An 18,980-nucleotide genomic window follows, 5' to 3' on the forward strand; every position below is an offset into this window, starting at 1 on the left:
AACCGGCGGTTCAGCTGGCCTCGGCCGCCCGCAGCGCCGCCAGCATCGCCGGCGCTGCCTCCCTTGGCAGGAAGTAGAAGACGAAGACATAGGGGTCGGACGCGGCGAAGACCGTCGGGTCGGGGCTCGCGACCTGCATCGTCGCCCGGTCGAAGCCGGACATCGGCCGCCAGTCGCCCCAGTGCTCCCAGAACCCGTCATAGCCGAGCGCATCGAGGAAAGCCGGCACGGCATGGGTGCTGCCGGGCCGGTGCCGCTCCTCGATCTCGACCGACAGCACCGGGCGGCAGCGCCGCAGCGTCGCCGCCGCGCCGCGCAGCACCTCGTACTCCGCTCCCTCGGCGTCGAGCTTCACCGCGGTGAGGTCGGAGAGGCCGAATTCGTCCAGCCGCCGCAGCGGCACCGCGAAGCGCTGCTCGGCGACGCGGGCGCCGTGGCCGGCGTAGCCCTTGGCGGTGCTCGCCCATTGCTCGTTGGCGACGCCGTCCACCACCGGGAGGCTGAGCGTCACCTCGCCCGTCGCATCGCCCAGCGCCGCCTGATGCAGCGTCACATTGGGCAGGGCGCCGGCCGCCGCGTGCAGCCTGGCGAATGCGGCGGGCAGCGGTTCGAAGGCCAGCACGCGGCTGCCGGGAAAGGCGGCGAGGGGCAGGGTGAAGGCGCCGTCATGCGCGCCCACGTCCAGCAGCGTGCCGGGCCGGTGCAGGGTGCGGTGGAAGCCGAGCTCGTCCATCAGACGGAGATGGTGCCGGCGGAGACCGCCACCACCCCACCGCCGACCGCGGCGCGGATCGCCCCCGCCGCATCGCGCCAGGCCCGCAGCGAAAGGCGGGAGGGCCGGCCCATCTCGATGCCCTGCTCGACCTCCAGCGCCAGGCACTCGCCGCCGGCGGATTGCAGCAGCAGCCCGGCCAGGCCGACATTGGCGCTGCCGGTCGCCGGGTCCTCCGGCACGCCGACCAACGGACCGAACATCCGGGCGCGGCGGCGCCGGTCCGGCAGCGCGACATGCAAATGGATGCCGATGCAGGCGCTGGCTGGCAGGTGGGTGCGGAAGGCGGCGGCATCGGGCGCGGCGGCGGCCAGCGCCGCCAGATCGGCCAGCTCCGCGAAGGCCGTGGCATTGCCGCAGCCGCCGATCGCCGGCGCATGGGTCGTGGTCAGCACCGCCGATTCCGGCAGCCCGATGCAGGCGGCGACCGCCGCCGGCGCCAGCGGGGCGCTGGTGGCATAGGGCAGCGGCGCCTCGATCTCGGCCGCGGTCACCAGCCCGGCGGCGTCGCGCGCGAGCCGCGCCACCACCCGCCCGGCCGCCTGGTCGAGCACGATGGCATCGCCGGTCGTGCCCCGCCGCCGCGCCAGCATCACCGCGGTGCCGACATTCGGGTGGCCGGCGAAGGGCAGCTCGGCGCCCGGGGTGAAGATGCGGATGCGGGCATCGGCGCCTTGTGCCTCGGCCGGCAACACGAAGACGGTCTCCGAGAGGTTGAACTCCCGCGCGATGCGCTGCATCGCGGCGCCGTCCAGCGCCGCGCCGCCCTGCACCACCGCCAGCGGGTTGCCGCAGAAGCGGGTCTCGGTGAAGACGTCGCAGGTCTCGAATTCAAGCGCCACCCGGCGCCTCCCGCGGCGTCGCCGCGATCGCCGCGTTCATCGCCCGGACCCCGGCGGCAGGCCCCTCCGGATGGTTCCAGACCGCGCCCACCACCGCGAGGAAATCCGCCCCCGCTGCGACCAGCGGGGCGCAATTCGCCGCGGTGATCCCGCCGATCGCCACCGCCGGCACGGTGAAGACATCCGCCCACCATTCCAGCAGCCCGACCTCCGCCCGGTGCTGCGCCGCCTTGGTGGCGGTCGGGAAGAAGGCGCCGAAGGCGACGTAGTCCGCCCCCATCTCGCCCGCCTTCATCGCCAGGTGCCGGCTGTCATGGCAGGTGATGCCGAGGATCTTGCCGGGCAGCAGCATGCGGGCGCCGGCATGGTCGCCGTCGCCCTGCCCGAGATGCACGCCGTCGCAATCCATCTCGGCCGCCAGCAGGGCGTCGTCGTTCAGGATGAAGGCGACGTCGCGCGCCTGGGCGATCGGCATCAAGGCCTCGATCGCGCGGCGGACCTCGTCCGCCGGCGCGTCCTTGAGCCGCAGCTGCAGGCAGGCGACGTCGCCGGCATCCAGCGCCGCGGCGAGCTGGTCGGCGAAATCGGCCGGCAGGACCGGCGGGGTGATGAGGTAGAGGCGGCAGGGGTCTTCGGACATGGCGGAGTGATGGCGCGGCGACGCGGCTTTGGGAAGCGTTCAGCCCGTCCGGCGCGACCACGCCCACAGGGCCGGCACCACGCCCAGTTCCATCCCGAGCGCCACGACATGCGGCCAGGGCGGCACCCCATCCAGCGCCAGCCCCAGCAGCCGCGCCAGCCCGCCGACCACCACCATGGCCGAGAGCGCGGCGAAGACCCGCCGCCGGGCCCTGAGGTCGCCGGCGCACCACCAGGCAAGGCCGCCCAGGCCCAGCAGCAGGCCGGAGAGGTAGCGCAGGTGGCTGGCCGTCGCCGGCCCCGCCGCCTCGCCGAGGGAGGCCGGGCCGAACAGCGCCCCGGCGCCGCCGGCGAGGATGGGGACCAGGGCGGCGAGGCGGATGGCGAAAGGCAGCATGGGAAGGCTACGCGGCAGAGGCGGCGGCGGATGCAGCCATCAGTCCTGGCGGCCCGGTTCCGCCTCCACCACGCCCGGCGATCCGGGCATGGCGACCCGCACCGTGGATCAGGTCAGGTCGTGGCGCACCGACTTGCAGGCATCCCGGCGGACGTTCCCCGCGTCGGGATATCCCGCCAGGGCTGCAGGTTCGACGGTGCGGGATGCCTCCGAGACGATCTCCCGGCACCGGACGACGGCGGAGCGGATTCGGGCATCGGCGGCGAGATTCTCGATGCTCAGGCAGCCGAGGAACTCCTGCGCGAGCCGGATGTCCTCGCGGCTCTCGAGAAGGGCGCCGCGGTCCACCACGTCGACCCTGCCGGAAAACAACGCCGCCATTCGTTCCTGGACCTCGCCACAGCCCTGGATGTCACGCGGGTTGCCCGGCGCGAATTCCACCAATATGTCGATGTCGCTCCCCCGCCTTGGCTCGTCCCGCGCGACGGAGCCGAATAGCCCGGCATGCAGGATGTCCATCGCCGCCAGGGCCGGCTGGCGGCCCCGCAGGGTGGCGATGACGGCGGCGGCGTCCAGGCCGCCAGCTTACGCCCGCCGGCAGCGCAAAAAAATGGCCGGCGCGAAGGCCGGCCATCCCTCTCCGCGATGCCGTCGCGGCGTCAGTCCGCTGGCGCCTTGTAGATGTCGATGATGCCGTTCAGCAGCTTCAGCGCCTCGGCCTTCGGCCGTTGGAAGGCGTTGCGGCCCATGATCGAGCCGTTGCCGCCGGCGGCATGGATCGAGCGCACCTCGGCCAGGATGTCCTCCATCCCCTTGGCTTCGCCGCCCGAGAACACCACCAGCCGGCGGCCGCCGAAGCAGGCCTGCACCACGTGCTTGAAGCGGGCGACGGGGTCGTTCACCTCGACCGGGTACTTGGCGTAGGTGGACTTGGCCGCATCCAGGCTGATCGCGCTGGTCGGCGGCTTCACCTTGATGATGTGGGCGCCGACAAGGGCCGCCATGTGCGCGGCATAGGCGCAGATGTCGAGCGCGGTCTCGCCGGTCTTGTCCAGCATCGGGCCGCGCGGGTAGGACCAGACGACGACGGCGAGGCCGGCCGCCTTGGCCTCCTCCGCCATCTCCCGCAGTTCCTCGATCATCTCGAACTGGTATTCGGAGGATGGGTAGATGGTGAAGCCGATCGCCGAGCAGCCCAGCCGCAGCGCGTCCGACACGCTGCCGGTGAGGCCCTGGTCCTTGGTGGTCGACAGGCTGTTGCTGCTGTTGACCTTCAGGATGGTCGGGATGGCGCCGGCATAGGTGGCGGCCCCCGCCTCGATCATGCCGAGCGGCGCGGCATAGGCGTTCAGCCCGGCCTCCAGCGCGAGTTCGAACAGGTAACGTGGGTCATAGGCCGCCGGGTTCGGCGCGAAGCTGCGGGCCGGGCCGTGCTCGAACCCCTGGTCGACCGGCAGGATCACCACGCGGCCGGTCCCGCCCAGCTTCCCTTCCATCAGGATGCGGGCGAGGTTCGCCTTGGTCCCGGGATTGTCGCTCTCGTACCAGGAGAGGATCTCTTTGACCTTCGGCGTGAGCTGCATGGCGTTTGCCCCTTCGTGCGACCGGTACGGTGCGGCGGGATTTAGCGCGGGGTTGCCGGGCTGTCACCCGGGCCCGGACAACCAGGCCGCGAGCCTGGCCCGGGCGCCGTCACGTGTGAGGTCGAGTGTCCCGAGATCGAGCGAGGCCGGCCGCGCTCCGCGCACCCGGCCGCCGAGCCCGGCCGCTGCGGCCTGGACCTGGGCGAAGCCCGGACAGGCCGAGTCGAGCACGACATCGCGCAAGCCAGCCCGCAGCGCCGCCAGCGCCTGGCCTGGTGCATCGGCACAGTCGAGCACGGGCTTGTGCACGACGCCCGGCACCGCGGCCACCGCCGCCGCAACCAGGCCGAGGAACCAGGCCGGGCCAAGATACCCGGCGGCGCCCGGGGCCGAAAGCAGCAGCACGCCGCGGTTTCCCGCCAGCGCCAACGCCGCCCGCGCCTCGGCCGCGGCATGCACCGTCACCGCCGGCGGATCGCCGCCCACAGCCGCGGTTTCCACCCCGCGCCGCCGCCGTTGACCCGTCCCGGTCGCCATGCCAAGCCTTGCAGCACGTCCGGAATCCCGCGTCCAGCGCGGCCGGCGCCGGCAATTGCGGGAGCGGCATGAGCGAGGATGTGAGGGACCCGGTGGCGATGGCGGCGGCCAGGCTGGAAACCGCCGTCGAGGCGCTGGTCACCGTGCTGGGCCGGCCGCGGCCCGCGTCGAACCCGGCCGACGAGGCCGAGATGGTCCCCCGGGCCGAGGTCGCCGCGATGGCCGAGCGGCTCGATGCCACCATTGCGCGGCTGCGCCTGGCGCTGGCCGAGGAGCTGCGCGGCGGCGATCACCAAGCTGGCGAAAGCCAAGGGGAATAACGCGTGGGACAGGTCACCGTCCGGGTCAATGGCTACCAGCACACCATCGGCTGCAAGGATGGCGAGGAGCAGCACGTCACCGACCTGATCGGGCAGATCGAGGAGAAGGTGCGGCTGATCCGCGCCATGGGCGGGCAGTTCTCCGAATCCCGCATGCTGTTGCATGTCGCCCTGCTGCTTGCCGACGAGGGCGGCGACCTGCGCTCCGAATTGTCCCGCGCCCGTGCCGGCATCGCCCCGCCGCCCGCCCCGCCCGTCCATATCGCCGACCCGCAGCTGGCCGAGCGGCTGGCGCGGATCGCCGAGCGGATCGAGGGCCTGGCGCAGACCCTCGACCGCGGCTGAGGCGGGCCGAGGTTTTTCCCGACGCCGCTGGTTCCGCCCGCCCCGCGCGCCTATATACCGTTCGCGGGGCTGGCCGGTGCGTCTGGCAATTCATCCCCAGGGCCAATAAGCATCCTCCGGGAGCTGGCTCTGTCCGGATCTTGGTCCGGGTATCTGGTGCCCACCTGCATTAGCAGGCCTTGGGAGGATGATAGGCCGACGGCCATGCTGGCTCCGCACTCTTCCACCGCCCCGTTCTGCGACGTCCTGCTCCGCGAGCTGAAGGCCGAGGCACGGGGCGCCGCCCTGGCGCGGCGCGCCGGCTGCGACCCGGCGCTCGGCGCCCGGCTGGCCGAACGCGTCCTGACCGAGGCCCCGCCGCCCGCCGGCGCCGTGGTGGCCGGATTCTGGCCTATGGGCCAGGAGATCGACATCCGCCCGCTGTTGTTGGCGCTCGCCGAACGCGGCCACGCCATCGCCCTGCCGGTCACCCCGAAGCGCGGCCTGCCGCTCGCCTTCCGCCGTTGGCGGCCTGGCGAGGCGCTGGCCCCTGGCCCGATGGGCACCCGCCAGCCTGCGTCCGGCGAGGCGCTGCGCCCCGACTGGTTGCTGGTTCCGCTGCTGGCCTTCGACCGGGCCGGGCGGCGGCTCGGCTATGGGGGCGGCTACTACGACCGCACCCTGCCGGGCTTGCCGGAGGCGACCGCGATCGGCTGCGGCTATGCCGCGCAGGAATTGCCGGAGGTCCCGGCCGGGCCGGAGGATTGGCGGCTCGACGCCGTCGCGACCGAGGCGGGGGTGATCCGGTTCGACCGGGAGGCGCAAGCCGCCGGATGATTTGACAGGTTGGGGGTTTCCGGGCTTTCCCTTGCCGCCCCGCCGCAAGGGTCTCGCGCGTGATGTTGCCTGGCGCCGGCGGCCGCACCACGCCGCTCTTCCCCCGACCGACCTGGCTGCTCGCCCTGGTCCTGCTGCTTCCCGCCGGCCCGCGAGCCGCGTCGCCCGAGCCGCCGGCCGAGGCGGCGCTGGCCCGGGCGCTCGCCGTGACCCTGCCGGCCACCTGGCGGTTGCTGGAGGCGCGGCTGGAAGCGCAGGCCGATCTCGGCAGCCCCGCCGTGCCCGAGATCCGCAGCCGGCTCGCGGCCACCCTGGCCCTGGCCATGCCGGCCTACGAGGCGGCCGGGACCGAAGGCGCCGTCACCCTGGTCCGCCCGGTGGCACCGGAAGGGCATGTCCGCCGGGTCCAGGTCCGCGCCGTCTCGCTCTGGCAGGATGGCGGCTGGGCGACCCGGGTGGCGGTCGAGCCGCCCGAGGCATTGGAGCCGCCCGGCCTGCTTGCCGATGCCATTCCGGACCGGCTGGTCGAACTCGGCTCGGCGGCCGAGCGGGAATGGCGCGCGGCCCACGAGGCCGAGGCCGCGGCTGCCCAGGCCGCGGCGCTCGCCGAGCAGCGCCGCTTGGCCGCGCTGGAGGCGGCGGAGGCCGAGGCGCGGCATGCCGCGGCCCTCGCCGCGCAGCGCCAGGCCGCCGAGATCGCCGCCGCGACTGCCGCGGCGGAGGCCAAGGCGGCCGAGGCCGCGGCGCTCGCCGCCGCCCGCGCCGAGGCGGCAGCCGGGCTCGCGCGGGCCGAGACGAGCCGGCAGGAAGCTGCGCTGGAGGCTGCCGCCGCAGCCGAACGTGGCAAGGCCGCCGCCGCCCAGGCCGCAGCCGAGCAGATGCTGGCAGAGGCCCGGCGGGCCGAGGCGGCGCGCGACGCTGCGGCCGAGCAGGCGTTGGCGGCGGCCAGGCGGGCCGTGGCCACCGCCGAGGCCCTGGCCCGCCACCAGGCCATGCAGGCCGAAGCACGCGCCGCGGCCGAGGCCCAGGGCGCTGCCGAAGCCCTGCTGGCCGCGGCCCGCCGGGCCGAGGCGGCCCGCGACGCCGAGGCCATCCGGCAGCAAGCCGAGGCCGATGCGCTGGCCGCCGCCCGGCGCGAGGCCGCCGCCCGCGCCGTACGCGACCAGGCCGACCAGGACGCGGCGTTGCGCGCCGCACGGGATGCCGAAGCCCTGGCCGAGGCCCGCCGCGCCGCGGCCGAGGCGCTGGAGGCCGCGACCCTGCGCGAGGCCGCCGCCCGCACCACGGCGCAGCGGGTGGCGATCGAGGAGCGGGCGCGGCAGATCGCCGACCTGCGCGCCCGCTTCGCCGGCGACCGCAATGCCCGGCTGGCGGCGCTCGACCAGGCGATGCGGGCCGAGGACCCGGCGCTTCGCGCGCTCGGCTTCGAGACCGCGCTGGCCTCGCAGGATGCCGCGGCGATCAGCCTCGCCCTGCGGCTGACCCTCCTGCAGAAACGCGCGCTGCAGGTGGCGGTCTTCGCCCCCGCCGTCATCGGCCGCGGGCAGACGGACGCGCAGGAGGTCGCCGCCTCGGTCGCCGGCTTCACCCTGCTGCTGCGCGACATCAACCCGACCACGGGGGATTTCGCCGGCACCGCCCGGCTCGGCGGCAGCGAGGCGGCGATCGCCGGCGCGCTCGGCCGCAGCGAGCTGACGGTGGCGCTGCGGCCGCTGGACAAGGCCATGCCGCTGCTGGTCGGCGGGGTGGCGCAGCAGGCCTGCAGCCTGGTGCTGCGATTGAGCGAGGTGCAGACCCTGGACGGCGTCTTCGGCTGCACCGCCAGGGAAACGCCGCGGCTGGTGGCGCGGGTGGCGCTCGACTGATGCGGCGATCCGCCGCGCTGCTGCTGGCGGCGGGCCTGGTCGCCGCGGCCGCGTCCCGGCCCGAGGCAGCGCAGCCCGCGGCAGGTCAGCCCGCCGCCGGCAAGCCGGCCAGGGCCGCGCCGCGACCGGCCGACAGGCCGCCCCAAGGCAAGGTGTCCCTGGGCAAGGGACCCCCGGGCAAGGCACTTGCGGGCAAGCCAGCGCCGGCCAGGCCGGCGCCGGAGGCGGAGCTGCCCGCGTCGCCGGAGCCGCCGCGGGTCTGGCCGCCGCCGGGCCGTTTCCCGCTGCCGGCCTGCCCGGCGCTGCTGGCCGCGATCGCCGAGGGCGTCCAGGCCTGCCGCTGCGCCCCCGGCGCCACGGCGACCGGTGTGGTGGCCGGCAGCGGCCCCTATGCCGGCACCGCCGCCGCCTGCCGCGCCGGGCTGCATGCCGGGGCGATCGGCCCGCGCGGCGGCGACCTAGTGATCCGCGTGCTGCCGCTGCCCGGGGAGGCGCCGGGCAGCGCCCGCAACGGCGTCGCGGCGCAGCCCGGCCGGCTCGACGGCCGCGGCTACGCGGTGCTGCCGGGGACGCCGGGGCAGCTCGACTGGGCCCGCCGCCTGGCCGCGGCGCTGGCCGCGCCGAACCCGCCGCCGCGGCGCATGCCCGGCCGGGCCGAAACGCTGATCCCGCTGCCGCTGCCGCAGGTGGCCGATCTCGGCCCGCTGCTCGATCCCGCGGCGCGGGACAGGCCGGGCCTCGGCCGGCTGGCACCGCCGGTGCTGATGCCGGCACTCTGGCGCAGCCCGACCCGGCCGGCCGATGCCGGCCCGCCGCCGGGCGCGGCGGTGCCGCCCGCCTTCGCCCCGCTGCCCGTGCCGGCGCCGCCCGGCCCGGTCGCGGGCGCTGCGCAGGTGCTGGGGCCGGTGCGGCTGCTGGTCGCCGGGGTGGCGCTCGACCTGGCCGATGTCATGCCGGGGGAGGGGGCCGAGCCGCGGCTGCTGGGCGATTTCCTGGCGCGGCATGGCGGCAGCGCGGCCTGCGAGCCGGTCGCCGCCGCCGCCCGCTGCAGGACCTTCGACGGCATCGACCTGGCCGAGGCCGCCCTCTACAATGGCCTGGCCCGGGTGACGCTGGAGGCCTCCGACGCCTACCGTTATGCGGAACGGGCCGCGCGCGAGGCGCGCCGGGGCATCTGGAAGGCCGGGAGTCGCTGATCCTGCGTGCCAGGACCACGGGGTCCGGCATGGGAGCGGGCTGGATTGCGCATTCTTTTCCTCGGTGACGTGGTGGGCCGGTCCGGCCGTGACGCGGTCGTCTCCGGCCTGCCGAAGCTGCGGGCGGCGCTGCGGCTCGACCTGGTGGTGGTGAACGGGGAGAATGCCAGCCACGGCTTCGGCCTTGCCCCGGACATGGCGCGGGCGATGCTCGGCGCCGGGGCGGATGTGATCACGCTGGGCAACCACGCCTGGGACCGCAAGGAGATCATCCCTTTCCTCGAACAGGAACCGCGGGTGATCCGGCCGGCGAATTTCCCGCCCGGCACGCCGGGCCGTGGCGCCGTGGTGGTGGACGTCCCGGGCAACCGGCGCGCCCTGGTGGTCAACGTCATGGGCCGGCTGTTCATGGATGCGCTGGACGACCCGTTCCGCGCGGTGCAGGCCGAGGTGCAGAAGCATCGCCTGGGCGCCGGCGGGACCATTCAGGCCAGCGTGATCGACGTGCATGCCGAGGCGAGCTCGGAGAAGCAGGCCTTCGGCCAAAGCTTCGACGGGCTGGTAAGCCTGGTGGTCGGCACCCACACCCACACGCCGACCGCCGACCACCAGGTCCTGGCCGGGGGCACGGCCTACCAGACCGATGCCGGCATGTGCGGCGATTACGACAGCGTCATCGGCATGCAGAAGGGCGGCGCCGCGCTGCGCTTCTGGCGCAAGATGCCGGGCGAGAAGTTGGCCCCGGCCGAGGGGCCGGCGACGCTCTGCGGGGTCTTCGTGGAGACCGACGATGCGACCGGCCTGGCGCTGCGGGTGGAGCCGCTGCGGCAGGGCGGCCGGTTGAGCCAGGCGACGCCCGCGGTTTAGCGGCGGGCGCGGTGACAACCGTGAAGATGTGGATTACAATTTTACACACTCACAGGTTTTTCATCGCAACTTTGCCGCGCGGGTTGGCACACTCCCACCTCGCAGAGTGGAGAGATCACCATGGCACGCCCTGACAGGCTGGCATTCGCACCGGGCGCATCCGTCCTGGGCGGTGCCGCGGGTGGGCTGAGCTACGAGGGCATGATGCGCGACGCGGTGGCGGCGGAGGAACGTTCCCGCCGGCAGGAGGCCGGGCAGAGTCGCGCCGTGCCGCGCGTGCGGGTCCAGCCGGTGCAGCCCGAGGCGCCGCCTGAGCAGGCCCGGCAAGCCGGTCGCTGATGCGCGGTTCGGGTGCCAACCCGGACAAATAGGTGAGGCGTCGGACGCCTGCGTCCAACGGCGGAAGTACCGTCTCCCCGACCTTGCCCGACTCAGTACATCGTATCGATCAGCCGCTGCGGCGCCTCCGCGTCATAGCTGGCGGGCTCGACCAGCCCACCGCTGTGGGCGGCGATCATCTCCCCCATGCTCGGCACCGCCTGCGGCCGGTCCCGCCCGCCCCAGAGCTTCGAGCGCATGATCGCCTTGGCGCATTGCATGTAGATCTCGCCGACGGTGACCAGCACCACGGTGGCGGGGACCTTGCCCTGGACGGCGAAGCGGGCGCGCAACGCCGGGTCGGTGGTGATCCGCGCCGTGCCGTTGACCCGCAATGCCTCCCCGGCGCCGGGCACCAGGAACAGCAGGGCCACGGCCGGGTTGGCGACGATGTCGCGCAGCGCGTCCAGCCGGTTGTTGCCGCGCCGGTCGGGCAGCGCCAGCGTCCGGTCGTCGAGCGCCTCGATGAAGCCGGGATCGTCGCCGCGCGGGGTGGCGTGCACGCCCTGCGGCCCGCAGGTCGCCAGGATGGCGAAGGGGGCGGCGGCGATGAAGGCGAGCGTCCGCGGCTCCAGCCGGTGGGTCACCTTCTTCAGCACCAACTCGCGCGGCGCGTCGTAGAGCGCCAGCAACTGGTCGAGGGTGGTGACGGCGAAGGGGTCGGCGGCCGAGCCGATCGGCGGAGGACCGGAGGGCCCGGAGCCGTGGGCCGGCTCGGCAGCGAGGTTTGCATCCATGTCCGGCAGCCTGGACTGTCCGTGCCCGCGCCCGCAAGGGCCCAGGTGGCGCGGCACCGCGCCGGTGGCTATAAGCCCTGCCTCATCCGCAATCCGCAGAGCTTGGAGACCCGGCGATGGCCGGCCATTCGCACGCCAAGAACATCATGCACCGGAAGGCGGCCCAGGGCGCCAAGAAGGCCCAGGCCTTCGGCAAGCTGATCCGCGAGATCTCGGTCTCCGCCAAGCAGGGGCTGCCCGACCCGGCGATGAACCCGCGGCTGCGCGCCGCGGTGAAGGCCGCGCTCGTCGCCAACATGACGCGCGACACCATCGACCGCGCCATCAAGCGGGCGGCGCTGGCCGGGCAGGGCGAGGACTACCAGGAGGTCCGCTACGAGGGCTACGGCCCCTACGGCGTCGCGGTGATCGTGGAAGCCCTGACCGACAACCGCAACCGCACCGCCGGCGACATCCGCAGCGCCTTCGCCAAGGCGGGCGGCGCGCTGGGCGAGACCAACTCGGTTGCCTTCCAGTTCGAGCGGAAGGGGATCCTCTGGTTCCCCGGCCAGGCCGACAAGGCCGAGGCGATGCTGGAGGCGGCGATCGAGGCCGGCGCGCTCGACGTCGAATCCGACGCGGAAGGCCATGAGGTGACCTGCGCGCCGGAGGATTTCTTCGCCGTCCGCGACAGCCTGGAAGCCGCCTTCGGCAGCCCCGAGAGCGCCAAGGTCGAATGGGTGCCCAATGTCCGCATCGACCTCGACGAGGACAAGGCGCGCGAGATCCTGAAGCTGATCGAGCGGCTGGATGAGAGCGACGACGTGCAGAACGTCTATGCCAATTTCGAGGTCTCGGACGCGGTGTCCGAGCGTCTCTCGGCCTAGGGCCCGCGCAGCGCCGCAGCGAATCGGGGGCGATCGGGTGTATCGGGACGCCATGCACAACAGCGTCCGCCTCCTCGGCCTCGATCCCGGGCTGCAGCACACCGGCTGGGGGCTGGTGGAAAGCGCCGGCAGCCGGCTGCGGCACCTGGGCGACGGGGTGATCTCGACCGACGCGGCGCAGCCCCTGGCCGAGCGGCTCTCGGTGATCTATCGCGGCCTGGTGCTGCTGCTGGAACAGTGGCAGCCGGACGAGGCGGCGGTCGAGCATACCTATGTCAACAAGAACCCCGGGGCGGCGCTGAAGCTCGGCCAGGCGCGCGGCGTGGTGCTGCTGGCGCCCGCCCTGGCGGGCCTGCCGGTCGCCGAATACCAGGCGATGGAGGTGAAGCGCGCCGTGGTCGGCACCGGCCATGCCGAGAAGCCGCAGGTCGAGGCCATGGTGCGCCGCCTGCTGCCCGGCGCCACGATCCGCCGGGCGGACGCGGCCGATGCCCTGGCGGTCGCCATCTGCCACGCGCATCATCGCGGCACCAGGCTGGCCTATGCCAAGGGATACGCGCCGGCATGATCGGGATGCTGACGGGCCGCTTCGCCGGCGAGGAGGAGGGCGGCTGCATCCTCGACGTCAACGGCGTCGGCTACCTGCTGGCCTGTTCCGCCCGCACGCTGGACCGCCTTCGCGCCGCGGAGGGCGCGATCCGGGTGCTGGTCGAGACCCAGGTGCGGCAGGACGCCATCGTGCTGAACGGCTTCGCCGATGCCGCCGAGCGCGAGGCCTTCCGCGCCCTGGTCGAGGTCAAGACGGTCGGGCCGCAGAAGGCGCTGGTGGTGCTCTCGGGCCTGTCGGTCGACGACCTTGCCCAGGCGATCGCCTTCAAGGACCGCAAGCGGCTGGCCACCATCAAGGGGCTCGGCGCGGCGACGGCCAACCGCATCATCGACGAGCCGGCGATGCAGAAATGGGCGGTCGGCAGGCCGACGCCGGAAGCCGATGGCGCCGGCGCGACGGTGGCCGGCATCGCCGCCCTGGCGCCGCCGGGGGCGGAGGCGGACGCGGTCTCCGCCCTGGTGAACCTCGGCTGGAAGCGGCCCGAGGCGCAGGCGGCGGTGAAGCGGGCGCGCGGGCGCGTCGGCGAGGAGGCCGGGCTCGAGGGCCTGATCCGCGACAGCCTGAAGGAGTTGGCGCGTTGAGCGGGCGCAAGGGCAGGACGCCGCCCCCCGAACCGATGGACGACGACGACCGCGTCACCACCCCGGTCCGCACGGAGGAGGACGCCGCCGAGGCGACGCTCCGCCCGCAGGTCCTTGCCGACTTCACCGGCCAGCAGGCGTTGCGGGAGAACCTGGCGGTCTTCATCCAGGCCGCCCGCGGCCGGGCCGAGGCGCTTGACCATGTGTTGCTGCACGGCCCGCCGGGCTTGGGCAAGACGACGCTGGCGCAGATCGTGGCGCGCGAGCTGGGCGTCGGCTTCCGCGCGACCTCCGGCCCGATCCTGCAGCGGGCCGGTGACCTCGCCGCGATTTTGACCAACCTGCAGCCGCGCGACGTGCTGTTCATCGACGAGATCCACCGGCTGCAGCCGGCGCTGGAGGAGACGCTCTATCCGGCGATGGAGGATTTCCAGCTCGACCTGATCATCGGCGAGGGGCCGGCGGCGCGCACCGTGCGGATCGACCTGCCGCCCTTCACTCTGGTCGGGGCCACCACTCGCGCCGGGCTGCTGGCCACGCCGCTGCGCGACCGCTTCGGCATTCCGCTGCGGCTGATGTTCTACACGCCGGAGGAATTGCTGCGGATCGTCACCCGCGGCGCGCAGAAGCTGGGCTTCGCCCTGTCCGAGGACGGCGCCTGGGAGATCGCCAAGCGGTCGCGCGGCACGCCCCGCATCGCCGGCCGCCTGCTGCGCCGGGTGCGCGACTTCGCCAGCGTCGCCGGCATCGCCGCCGACCGCGTGATGGTGGACGGCGCGCTCAATCGGCTGGAGGTCGACGGCAAGGGGCTGGATGCCATGGACCGCCGCTACCTGCGGCGGATCGCCGAGCACCACAACGGCGGCCCGGTCGGCGTCGAGACCCTGGCCGCCGCGCTGGCCGAGGCGCGCGACACGCTGGAGGACGTCATCGAGCCCTACCTGATCCAGGAGGGGCTGATCCTGCGCACCCCGCGCGGCCGGATGCTGGGCCTGCCCGGCTGGACCCATCTCGGCCTCAGCCCGCCGGCGGGGCTGGCGATCCAGCCCGACCTGCTGGCGGGGGGGGAGCCGTGAAGATACCGCCGGATGCCCCGGCGCATCGCTGGCCGCTGCGGGTCTATTTCGAGGATACCGACGCCGGCGGCATGGCCTACCATGCGAATTACCTGCGCTGGGCCGAACGCGCCCGCACGGAATCCTTGCGCGCCATGGGCTTGCCGCATCAGATGCTCATGGAAGATCACCATTCGATACTCGTGGTGCGGCGCATCGAAGTGGAGTATTGGCGCCCGGCCAAGCTGGACGATGCGGTCGTGGTCGAAACCCGGGTCGTCGCCGTCCGCGGCGTCACCATCGTGCTGGACCAGCGCATGGTGCCCGGGGACGCGGGCCTGGGGGAGGGGCCGCTGGCGGCGCTGCGGGTCGAGCTGGCCTGCATCGACCGCCACGGCCTGCGGCCGAAGCGGATACCGGAGCCCTGGCGCTCCGCCTTGGAGGCCCAGGCGGTCAAGCCGTCCGGGGCTTAGATGTGCGGCGGGTCGGCGACCGGCCGCGGGACAGGATGGAGTGAAGCGGTGGATCGCAGCGTGACGGCGACGGATCTGGGCGGGGCGATGCACGACCTGTCGCTCTGGGGCCTGTTCCTGCAGGCGGACTGGGTGGTGAAGCTGGTCATGCTCGGCCTGTTGCTGGCCAGCGTCTGGGTCTGGGCCATCGTCTTCGAGAAGGTCACTAGCATCCGCCGCGCCAACAAGGCGGCCGATGCCTTCGAGGACGCCTTCTGGTCGGGCGGCAGCCTGGACGACCTGTTCCGCAAGGAGGGCGACCGGCCGTCCCATCCGATGGCCGCGGTCTTCGTCTCGGCGATGCGCGAATGGCGCCGCGGCGCCCAGCGCCTGGGCGGCTCCGACCTCGTCGCCGCCGGGCTGAAGGAGCGGATCGACCGCACCATGGCGGTGACCGTGCAGCGGGAGATGGAGCGGCTGGAGCGCTGGATGATCTTCCTCGCCTCGGTCGGCTCGGTCGCGCCCTTCATCGGCCTGTTCGGCACGGTCTGGGGCATCATGAACTCCTTCGCCGCCATCGCCGGCATGCAGAACACCAACCTCGCGGTCGTCGCCCCCGGCATCGCCGAGGCGCTGTTCGCCACCGCGATCGGCCTGGTCGCCGCCATCCCCGCGGTGCTGGCCTACAACAAGATCAGCTCGGACCTCGCCCGCTTCGCCAGCCGGATGGAGGGCTTCGCCTCCGAATTCGGCGCCATCCTGTCGCGGCAGACCGAATCGGCGGTGGCCGAGCCGGGCCGCGCCGCGGCGCCGGTCGCGGAGTAGGCGGGTGGCCGTCTCCCTCAACAACGGCCGCGGCGGTCGCGGCCGCTACCGGCCGATGGCCGAGATCAACGTCACCCCGATGGTGGACGTGATGCTGGTGCTGCTGATCATCTTCATGGTCGCCGCACCCTTGATGACGGTCGGCGTGCCGGTCGACCTGCCGAAGGCCAACGCCACCCAGCTCAACCAGGACAACGAGCCGATCACCATCACGGTGAACCCGGAAGGCAAGATCTTCCTGCAGGAGACCGAGGTGCCGATCGAGGGCCTGGTCGCGCAGCTGCAGGCGATCGGCCGCAACCAGGCCGAGGGCGCGCCGGAGCGCCGCATCTTCGTCCGTGGCGACAAGGCCATCTCCTATGGCCGGGTCATGGAGGTGATGGGCACGATCAGCGCCGGCGGCTTCAGCAAGGTCGCGCTGCTCGCCGAGCAGCCGGCCGGCCGCCCCCCAGCGGCCGTCCCCACCGGCCGGCCCGGCAGCGCCCCCCCCGCTGCAAGGCCGCAGACGCCGGCCCAGCCGCCGCGTGCCCAAGGCGGGCCGCCGGCGCGGAACTGAAGGCGGCGGCCGGCCGGCCGATGACGACGTGACGAACGGGATGGGGCGCCGGGGGGCGCGGTGATGCAGCCGAGGGGAATGCGGTTCTGGGGGCTGGTCTCGGTGGCGGCGCATGTCGCGCTGCTGGTGCTCGGCTTGGTCTTCGGCCTGCCGAAACGGCTGGAGGAGCCTGAGGAGGCGATCGCGGTCGAGATCGTCTCGATGCCGCAGGTGGCGCAGGGCGAGCGCCCGGCCCCGGTCGCCGGCCCGCCCAACGTCACCCAGCCGCCGCGGCCCGAGCCACCCTCGCCCGAGCCGGTGACGGAGAGCATCCCGAGCCCGCCACCGCCGCCGCCACCGCCGCCGGCCCCCACGCCGCCGCCGGCGCCGCAGCAGGCCCAGCCGAAGCCCGCCCCGCCGCCGCCGGAGCCCACCCCGGCCCCGCCGCGCCCGCCGCAGCAGGTGGCCGAGGCCAGGCCGCGCCCGGACCCGCCGCCCGAGATCGCGCCGAGCGCGCTGCCCCTGCCGCCGCTGCGCGTCGCCCCGGCCCAGCCGGCGCCGAAGCTGCCGCAACCGCAGGCCGAGGCGAAGCCGGCGAAGCCCGCGCCGACCGCGGCCCCGGCGCCGCCGGCCCCCCCGGCGCCGCCGCGGCCGCCCGCGCCGGTGCCGCCGACGCCGAGCAAGGAGGCCGGCACCGGCCGCACCCCGCCGGTGCAGAAGCCGCAGGTGGACAGCAAGTCCGTGCTGAACAACCTCGACAAGATGATCGCCGCCGCGCAGCAGAACCGGCCGCCGACCGGCCGGCCGAACCCGGCCGCCGGCAGCCCACAGCAGGGCGGCGGCGCGCCGAACGGCACCGCGGCGCTGAATGCCGGGGAGAAGGCGGGCCTCGCCGACAAGATCAGCGAATGCTGGTCGGTCGATGGCGGCGGCGTCGGCATCCGCGACGTGATCGTCGAGCTGCGGGTCGATGTCGATGCCGGCGGCACGGTGCGCAACGTCCGCGCCAACGGCGCGCCACCCAGCGACCCGCGCGCGCGATCGGTGTATGAGGCCGCGCGCCGCGCGTTGCTCGACCCCAAATGCAACCCGCTGCCGCTGCCGCGGGAACGGCTGGCGGCGCTGCGGGAGACCGTGTTCCGCTTCAACCCGCGCGACCTCGGCCTGCGGTGATGCCGGGGCCCTGGGCTTGACCCAGGCCGGCCCGCCGCCAAGCTGCGCGCCAAATCAGCAGGAGTGATGCCATGACCCCGGACGAGATGGCGATGGAGAGGCGGCTCTCGCGCCGGGCCGCGCTGTTCGGCGGTGTCGCCATGGGCCTGCCGCTGCTGGGCCTGCCGGCCGCCGCCCTGGCGCAGTCCTCGGTGGTCGACATCACCAAGGCGCGGACCGATCCGATCCCGATCGCCATCCCGGATTTCGCCGGCCAGGGCGACGGCCAGCGGGTCGGCCGCGACATCGCCCGCGTGGTGATCAACAACCTGAAGAATTCCGGCCTATTCCGCCCGGTCGAACGCGCCGCCTTCATCCAGACCCCGGAAGCCGCCGCCGCCCTGCCGCGGTTCCAGGACTGGCGCGTCATCGGCGCGCAGGCGCTGACCACCGGAAGGGTCGATGCCGGCGGCGACAAGGTGCGGGTCGAATTCCGGCTGTGGGACGTGCTGCCGGAACAGCAGATCCAGGGCACCGCCTTCACCGCCGCCTCGGCCAACTGGCGCAAGATCGCGCATCTGATCTCGGACGTGATCTACGAGCGCCTGCTGGGCGAGAAGGGCTACTTCGACACCGAGGTGGTCTACATCGCCGAGAGCGGCCCGCGCGACCGGCGCACCCGGCGCCTGGCCATCATGGACCAGGACGGCGAGAACAACCGCTTCCTGACCGATGGCTCCGCCGCCGCGCTGACGCCGCGCTTCCATCCCACCGCGCGGCAGATCGCCTTCATGTCCTATGCTCGCGGCGAACCCAAGGTCTACCTGTTCAACCTGAACGGCGGAAGGCCGGAACCCTTGGGGAATTTCCCCGGCATGACGCTGTCTCCACGCTTCAGCCCGGACGGCCGCAGCGTGGTGCTGTCGGCGACGCGCGGGAACGACAGCAACATCTACCTCGTCGATCTCGGCTCGCGGCGCGAACGCCAGCTCACCTCGGGCGGTGGGCTCGACGTTTCGCCCTGCTTCTCGCCCGACGGCGCGCAGATCGTCTTCAACTCCGACCGCGGCGGCGACCAGCAACTTTATGTGATGGGCGCTGATGGCGGCGGGATCCGCCGCATCTCCTTCGGCCGCGGCCGCTATGCCACGCCGGTCTGGTCGCCGCGTGGCGACCTGATCGCCTTCACCCGCATCTCCGGCGGGCAATTCGGCATCGGCGTGATGCGGCCCGACGGCTCGGGCGAGCGCATCCTGACCGAAGGCTGGGGCATGGAGGGTCCGACCTTCGCGCCGAACGGCCGTGTCATGATGTTCTTCCGCGAGACCCCTTCGCGCGATGCCCGCGGCGGCGGTTATTCGTCCCGCCTGTCGTCGATCGACATTGCCGGCTTCAACGAAAGGCAGATCGTCACGCCGACCGATGCCTCCGATCCCGCTTGGTCGCCGCTGCTGTCTTGAGCAGCGGTTGATCCGCGTGCGACAGGGTTGCGCCGACCGCGCGGCCTCGCCGCATCTTTGCCAAAGATGTGTTCGATATCCTTGACCCCTCCGACCGCCGGTTGTAACGCGGCCGGCGGATGGTTTCGCAGCCGCACGCTGCCCGATCGG

Annotated in this window: 24 protein-coding genes and 1 other RNA gene; 17 read left to right on the top strand and 8 right to left on the bottom strand. The window is 73.7% G+C overall.

Annotated features, from left to right (window positions below; genetic code table 11):
* Positions 1–10 precede the first annotated feature (10 nt).
* The 7 genes from ACFQS7_RS07285 to ACFQS7_RS07315 form a co-directional block, all read right to left on the bottom strand.
* Positions 11–733: an FkbM family methyltransferase gene (locus ACFQS7_RS07285; RefSeq protein WP_380066374.1), complete on the bottom strand. Its 723-nt coding sequence runs from the start codon at positions 731–733 to the stop codon at positions 11–13.
* Positions 733–1,614: a PhzF family phenazine biosynthesis protein gene (locus ACFQS7_RS07290; protein ID WP_380066375.1), complete on the bottom strand. Its 882-nt coding sequence runs from the start codon at positions 1,612–1,614 to the stop codon at positions 733–735. Before ACFQS7_RS07290 ends, ACFQS7_RS07285 begins: the two co-directional genes overlap by 1 nt.
* On the bottom strand, positions 1,604–2,254 hold the full coding sequence (gene thiE, locus ACFQS7_RS07295; RefSeq protein WP_380066376.1) for a thiamine phosphate synthase: 651 nt from the start codon (positions 2,252–2,254) through the stop codon (positions 1,604–1,606). The genes ACFQS7_RS07290 and thiE overlap by 11 nt, the downstream gene beginning before the upstream one ends.
* 39 nt (positions 2,255–2,293) lie before the next feature.
* Positions 2,294–2,650, bottom strand: a complete 357-nt coding sequence (locus tag ACFQS7_RS07300) for a DUF4345 family protein (protein ID WP_380066377.1) — start codon at positions 2,648–2,650, stop codon at positions 2,294–2,296.
* A gap of 108 nt (positions 2,651–2,758) precedes the next feature.
* Complete coding sequence (locus tag ACFQS7_RS07305; RefSeq protein ID WP_380066378.1) at positions 2,759–3,169, bottom strand: nucleotidyltransferase domain-containing protein; 411 nt, start codon at positions 3,167–3,169, stop codon at positions 2,759–2,761.
* 140 nt (positions 3,170–3,309) lie between these two features.
* Positions 3,310–4,233, bottom strand: coding sequence for a class I fructose-bisphosphate aldolase (locus tag ACFQS7_RS07310; RefSeq protein ID WP_380066379.1), 924 nt, complete (start codon positions 4,231–4,233; stop codon positions 3,310–3,312).
* A 63-nt stretch (positions 4,234–4,296) separates the two neighbouring features.
* On the bottom strand, positions 4,297–4,719 hold the full coding sequence (locus ACFQS7_RS07315) for a hypothetical protein (RefSeq protein WP_380066380.1): 423 nt from the start codon (positions 4,717–4,719) through the stop codon (positions 4,297–4,299).
* 119 nt (positions 4,720–4,838) lie between these two features.
* Here ACFQS7_RS07315 and ACFQS7_RS07320 point away from each other — a divergent pair, with 119 nt between their 5' ends.
* The 8 genes from ACFQS7_RS07320 to ACFQS7_RS07355 all read left to right on the top strand — a co-directional run bounded on the left by ACFQS7_RS07320 (position 4,839) and on the right by ACFQS7_RS07355 (position 10,518).
* Entirely contained in the window at positions 4,839–5,090 is a 252-nt protein-coding gene (locus tag ACFQS7_RS07320; protein WP_380066381.1) for a hypothetical protein, read from the top strand.
* A gap of 3 nt (positions 5,091–5,093) precedes the next feature.
* On the top strand, positions 5,094–5,435 hold the full coding sequence (locus tag ACFQS7_RS07325) for a cell division protein ZapA (RefSeq protein ID WP_380066382.1): 342 nt from the start codon (positions 5,094–5,096) through the stop codon (positions 5,433–5,435).
* 63 nt (positions 5,436–5,498) lie between these two features.
* Positions 5,499–5,653, top strand: a non-coding RNA gene (gene ssrS, locus ACFQS7_RS07330) — 6S RNA.
* On the top strand, positions 5,640–6,251 hold the full coding sequence (locus ACFQS7_RS07335) for a 5-formyltetrahydrofolate cyclo-ligase (protein ID WP_380066383.1): 612 nt from the start codon (positions 5,640–5,642) through the stop codon (positions 6,249–6,251). The genes ssrS and ACFQS7_RS07335 overlap by 14 nt, the downstream gene beginning before the upstream one ends.
* A gap of 62 nt (positions 6,252–6,313) precedes the next feature.
* Positions 6,314–8,116 (top strand): hypothetical protein, encoded by a 1,803-nt coding sequence (locus ACFQS7_RS07340; RefSeq protein ID WP_380066384.1) that lies wholly within the window; start codon positions 6,314–6,316, stop codon positions 8,114–8,116.
* On the top strand, positions 8,116–9,312 hold the full coding sequence (locus ACFQS7_RS07345) for an LCCL domain-containing protein (RefSeq protein WP_380066385.1): 1,197 nt from the start codon (positions 8,116–8,118) through the stop codon (positions 9,310–9,312). Before ACFQS7_RS07340 ends, ACFQS7_RS07345 begins: the two co-directional genes overlap by 1 nt.
* 45 nt (positions 9,313–9,357) lie before the next feature.
* Entirely contained in the window at positions 9,358–10,179 is an 822-nt protein-coding gene (locus ACFQS7_RS07350) for a YmdB family metallophosphoesterase (RefSeq protein ID WP_380066386.1), read from the top strand.
* 120 nt (positions 10,180–10,299) lie between these two features.
* Entirely contained in the window at positions 10,300–10,518 is a 219-nt protein-coding gene (locus ACFQS7_RS07355; protein WP_380066387.1) for a hypothetical protein, read from the top strand.
* A 92-nt stretch (positions 10,519–10,610) separates the two neighbouring features.
* Here the strand turns inward: ACFQS7_RS07355 and ACFQS7_RS07360 are convergent, their stop codons facing one another.
* Positions 10,611–11,294: an MSMEG_1061 family FMN-dependent PPOX-type flavoprotein gene (locus tag ACFQS7_RS07360; protein ID WP_380066388.1), complete on the bottom strand. Its 684-nt coding sequence runs from the start codon at positions 11,292–11,294 to the stop codon at positions 10,611–10,613.
* Between the two features lie 116 nt (positions 11,295–11,410).
* Here ACFQS7_RS07360 and ACFQS7_RS07365 point away from each other — a divergent pair, with 116 nt between their 5' ends.
* From ACFQS7_RS07365 to tolB, 9 genes are all read left to right on the top strand, one after another.
* Positions 11,411–12,160 (top strand): YebC/PmpR family DNA-binding transcriptional regulator, encoded by a 750-nt coding sequence (locus tag ACFQS7_RS07365; protein WP_380066389.1) that lies wholly within the window; start codon positions 11,411–11,413, stop codon positions 12,158–12,160.
* A 52-nt stretch (positions 12,161–12,212) separates the two neighbouring features.
* Complete coding sequence (ruvC, locus tag ACFQS7_RS07370) at positions 12,213–12,728, top strand: crossover junction endodeoxyribonuclease RuvC (RefSeq protein WP_380066390.1); 516 nt, start codon at positions 12,213–12,215, stop codon at positions 12,726–12,728.
* Positions 12,725–13,351 carry a Holliday junction branch migration protein RuvA gene (gene ruvA / locus ACFQS7_RS07375; RefSeq protein ID WP_380066391.1) on the top strand — a complete coding sequence of 209 codons (627 nt, stop codon included), beginning with the start codon at positions 12,725–12,727 and terminating at the stop codon, positions 13,349–13,351. The genes ruvC and ruvA overlap by 4 nt, the downstream gene beginning before the upstream one ends.
* 35 nt (positions 13,352–13,386) lie before the next feature.
* Entirely contained in the window at positions 13,387–14,427 is a 1,041-nt protein-coding gene (ruvB, locus tag ACFQS7_RS07380) for a Holliday junction branch migration DNA helicase RuvB (protein WP_380067228.1), read from the top strand.
* A complete protein-coding gene (locus tag ACFQS7_RS07385) occupies positions 14,424–14,879 on the top strand; it encodes a YbgC/FadM family acyl-CoA thioesterase (protein ID WP_380066392.1) in 456 nt (151 codons plus the stop codon). Before ruvB ends, ACFQS7_RS07385 begins: the two co-directional genes overlap by 4 nt.
* A gap of 48 nt (positions 14,880–14,927) precedes the next feature.
* Complete coding sequence (gene tolQ, locus ACFQS7_RS07390; protein ID WP_380066393.1) at positions 14,928–15,683, top strand: protein TolQ; 756 nt, start codon at positions 14,928–14,930, stop codon at positions 15,681–15,683.
* A gap of 4 nt (positions 15,684–15,687) precedes the next feature.
* On the top strand, positions 15,688–16,239 hold the full coding sequence (gene tolR, locus ACFQS7_RS07395; protein WP_380066394.1) for a protein TolR: 552 nt from the start codon (positions 15,688–15,690) through the stop codon (positions 16,237–16,239).
* A 78-nt stretch (positions 16,240–16,317) separates the two neighbouring features.
* A complete protein-coding gene (locus tag ACFQS7_RS07400) occupies positions 16,318–17,391 on the top strand; it encodes a hypothetical protein (RefSeq protein WP_380066395.1) in 1,074 nt (357 codons plus the stop codon).
* 71 nt (positions 17,392–17,462) lie between these two features.
* Positions 17,463–18,830 (top strand): Tol-Pal system beta propeller repeat protein TolB, encoded by a 1,368-nt coding sequence (gene tolB / locus ACFQS7_RS07405; protein WP_380066396.1) that lies wholly within the window; start codon positions 17,463–17,465, stop codon positions 18,828–18,830.
* Positions 18,831–18,980 lie beyond the last annotated feature (150 nt).

It is taken from the genome of Dankookia sp. GCM10030260 (assembly GCF_042666655.1).
Taxonomy (GTDB): Bacteria; Pseudomonadota; Alphaproteobacteria; order Acetobacterales; family Acetobacteraceae; genus Paracraurococcus.

Bases quoted from the DNA above. Each gene is read 5' to 3' on its own strand.
- ruvC (WP_380066390.1), top strand. From the start codon at position 12,213: ATGCACAACAGCGTCCGCCTCCTCGGCCTCGATCCCGGGCTGCAGCAC.
- ACFQS7_RS07310 (WP_380066379.1), bottom strand. From the start codon at position 4,233: ATGCAGCTCACGCCGAAGGTCAAAGAGATCCTCTCCTGGTACGAGAGC.
- ACFQS7_RS07400 (WP_380066395.1), top strand. From the start codon at position 16,318: ATGCGGTTCTGGGGGCTGGTCTCGGTGGCGGCGCATGTCGCGCTGCTG.
- thiE (WP_380066376.1), bottom strand. From the start codon at position 2,254: ATGTCCGAAGACCCCTGCCGCCTCTACCTCATCACCCCGCCGGTCCTG.
- ACFQS7_RS07320 (WP_380066381.1), top strand. From the start codon at position 4,839: ATGAGCGAGGATGTGAGGGACCCGGTGGCGATGGCGGCGGCCAGGCTG.
- ruvA (WP_380066391.1), top strand. From the start codon at position 12,725: ATGATCGGGATGCTGACGGGCCGCTTCGCCGGCGAGGAGGAGGGCGGC.
- ACFQS7_RS07300 (WP_380066377.1), bottom strand. From the start codon at position 2,650: ATGCTGCCTTTCGCCATCCGCCTCGCCGCCCTGGTCCCCATCCTCGCC.
- ACFQS7_RS07340 (WP_380066384.1), top strand. From the start codon at position 6,314: ATGTTGCCTGGCGCCGGCGGCCGCACCACGCCGCTCTTCCCCCGACCG.
- ACFQS7_RS07335 (WP_380066383.1), top strand. From the start codon at position 5,640: ATGCTGGCTCCGCACTCTTCCACCGCCCCGTTCTGCGACGTCCTGCTC.
- ruvB (WP_380067228.1), top strand. From the start codon at position 13,387: ATGGACGACGACGACCGCGTCACCACCCCGGTCCGCACGGAGGAGGAC.
- ACFQS7_RS07305 (WP_380066378.1), bottom strand. From the start codon at position 3,169: ATGGACATCCTGCATGCCGGGCTATTCGGCTCCGTCGCGCGGGACGAG.
- ACFQS7_RS07355 (WP_380066387.1), top strand. From the start codon at position 10,300: ATGGCACGCCCTGACAGGCTGGCATTCGCACCGGGCGCATCCGTCCTG.
- ACFQS7_RS07345 (WP_380066385.1), top strand. From the start codon at position 8,116: ATGCGGCGATCCGCCGCGCTGCTGCTGGCGGCGGGCCTGGTCGCCGCG.
- tolB (WP_380066396.1), top strand. From the start codon at position 17,463: ATGACCCCGGACGAGATGGCGATGGAGAGGCGGCTCTCGCGCCGGGCC.
- ACFQS7_RS07285 (WP_380066374.1), bottom strand. From the start codon at position 733: ATGGACGAGCTCGGCTTCCACCGCACCCTGCACCGGCCCGGCACGCTG.
- ACFQS7_RS07360 (WP_380066388.1), bottom strand. From the start codon at position 11,294: ATGGATGCAAACCTCGCTGCCGAGCCGGCCCACGGCTCCGGGCCCTCC.
- ACFQS7_RS07365 (WP_380066389.1), top strand. From the start codon at position 11,411: ATGGCCGGCCATTCGCACGCCAAGAACATCATGCACCGGAAGGCGGCC.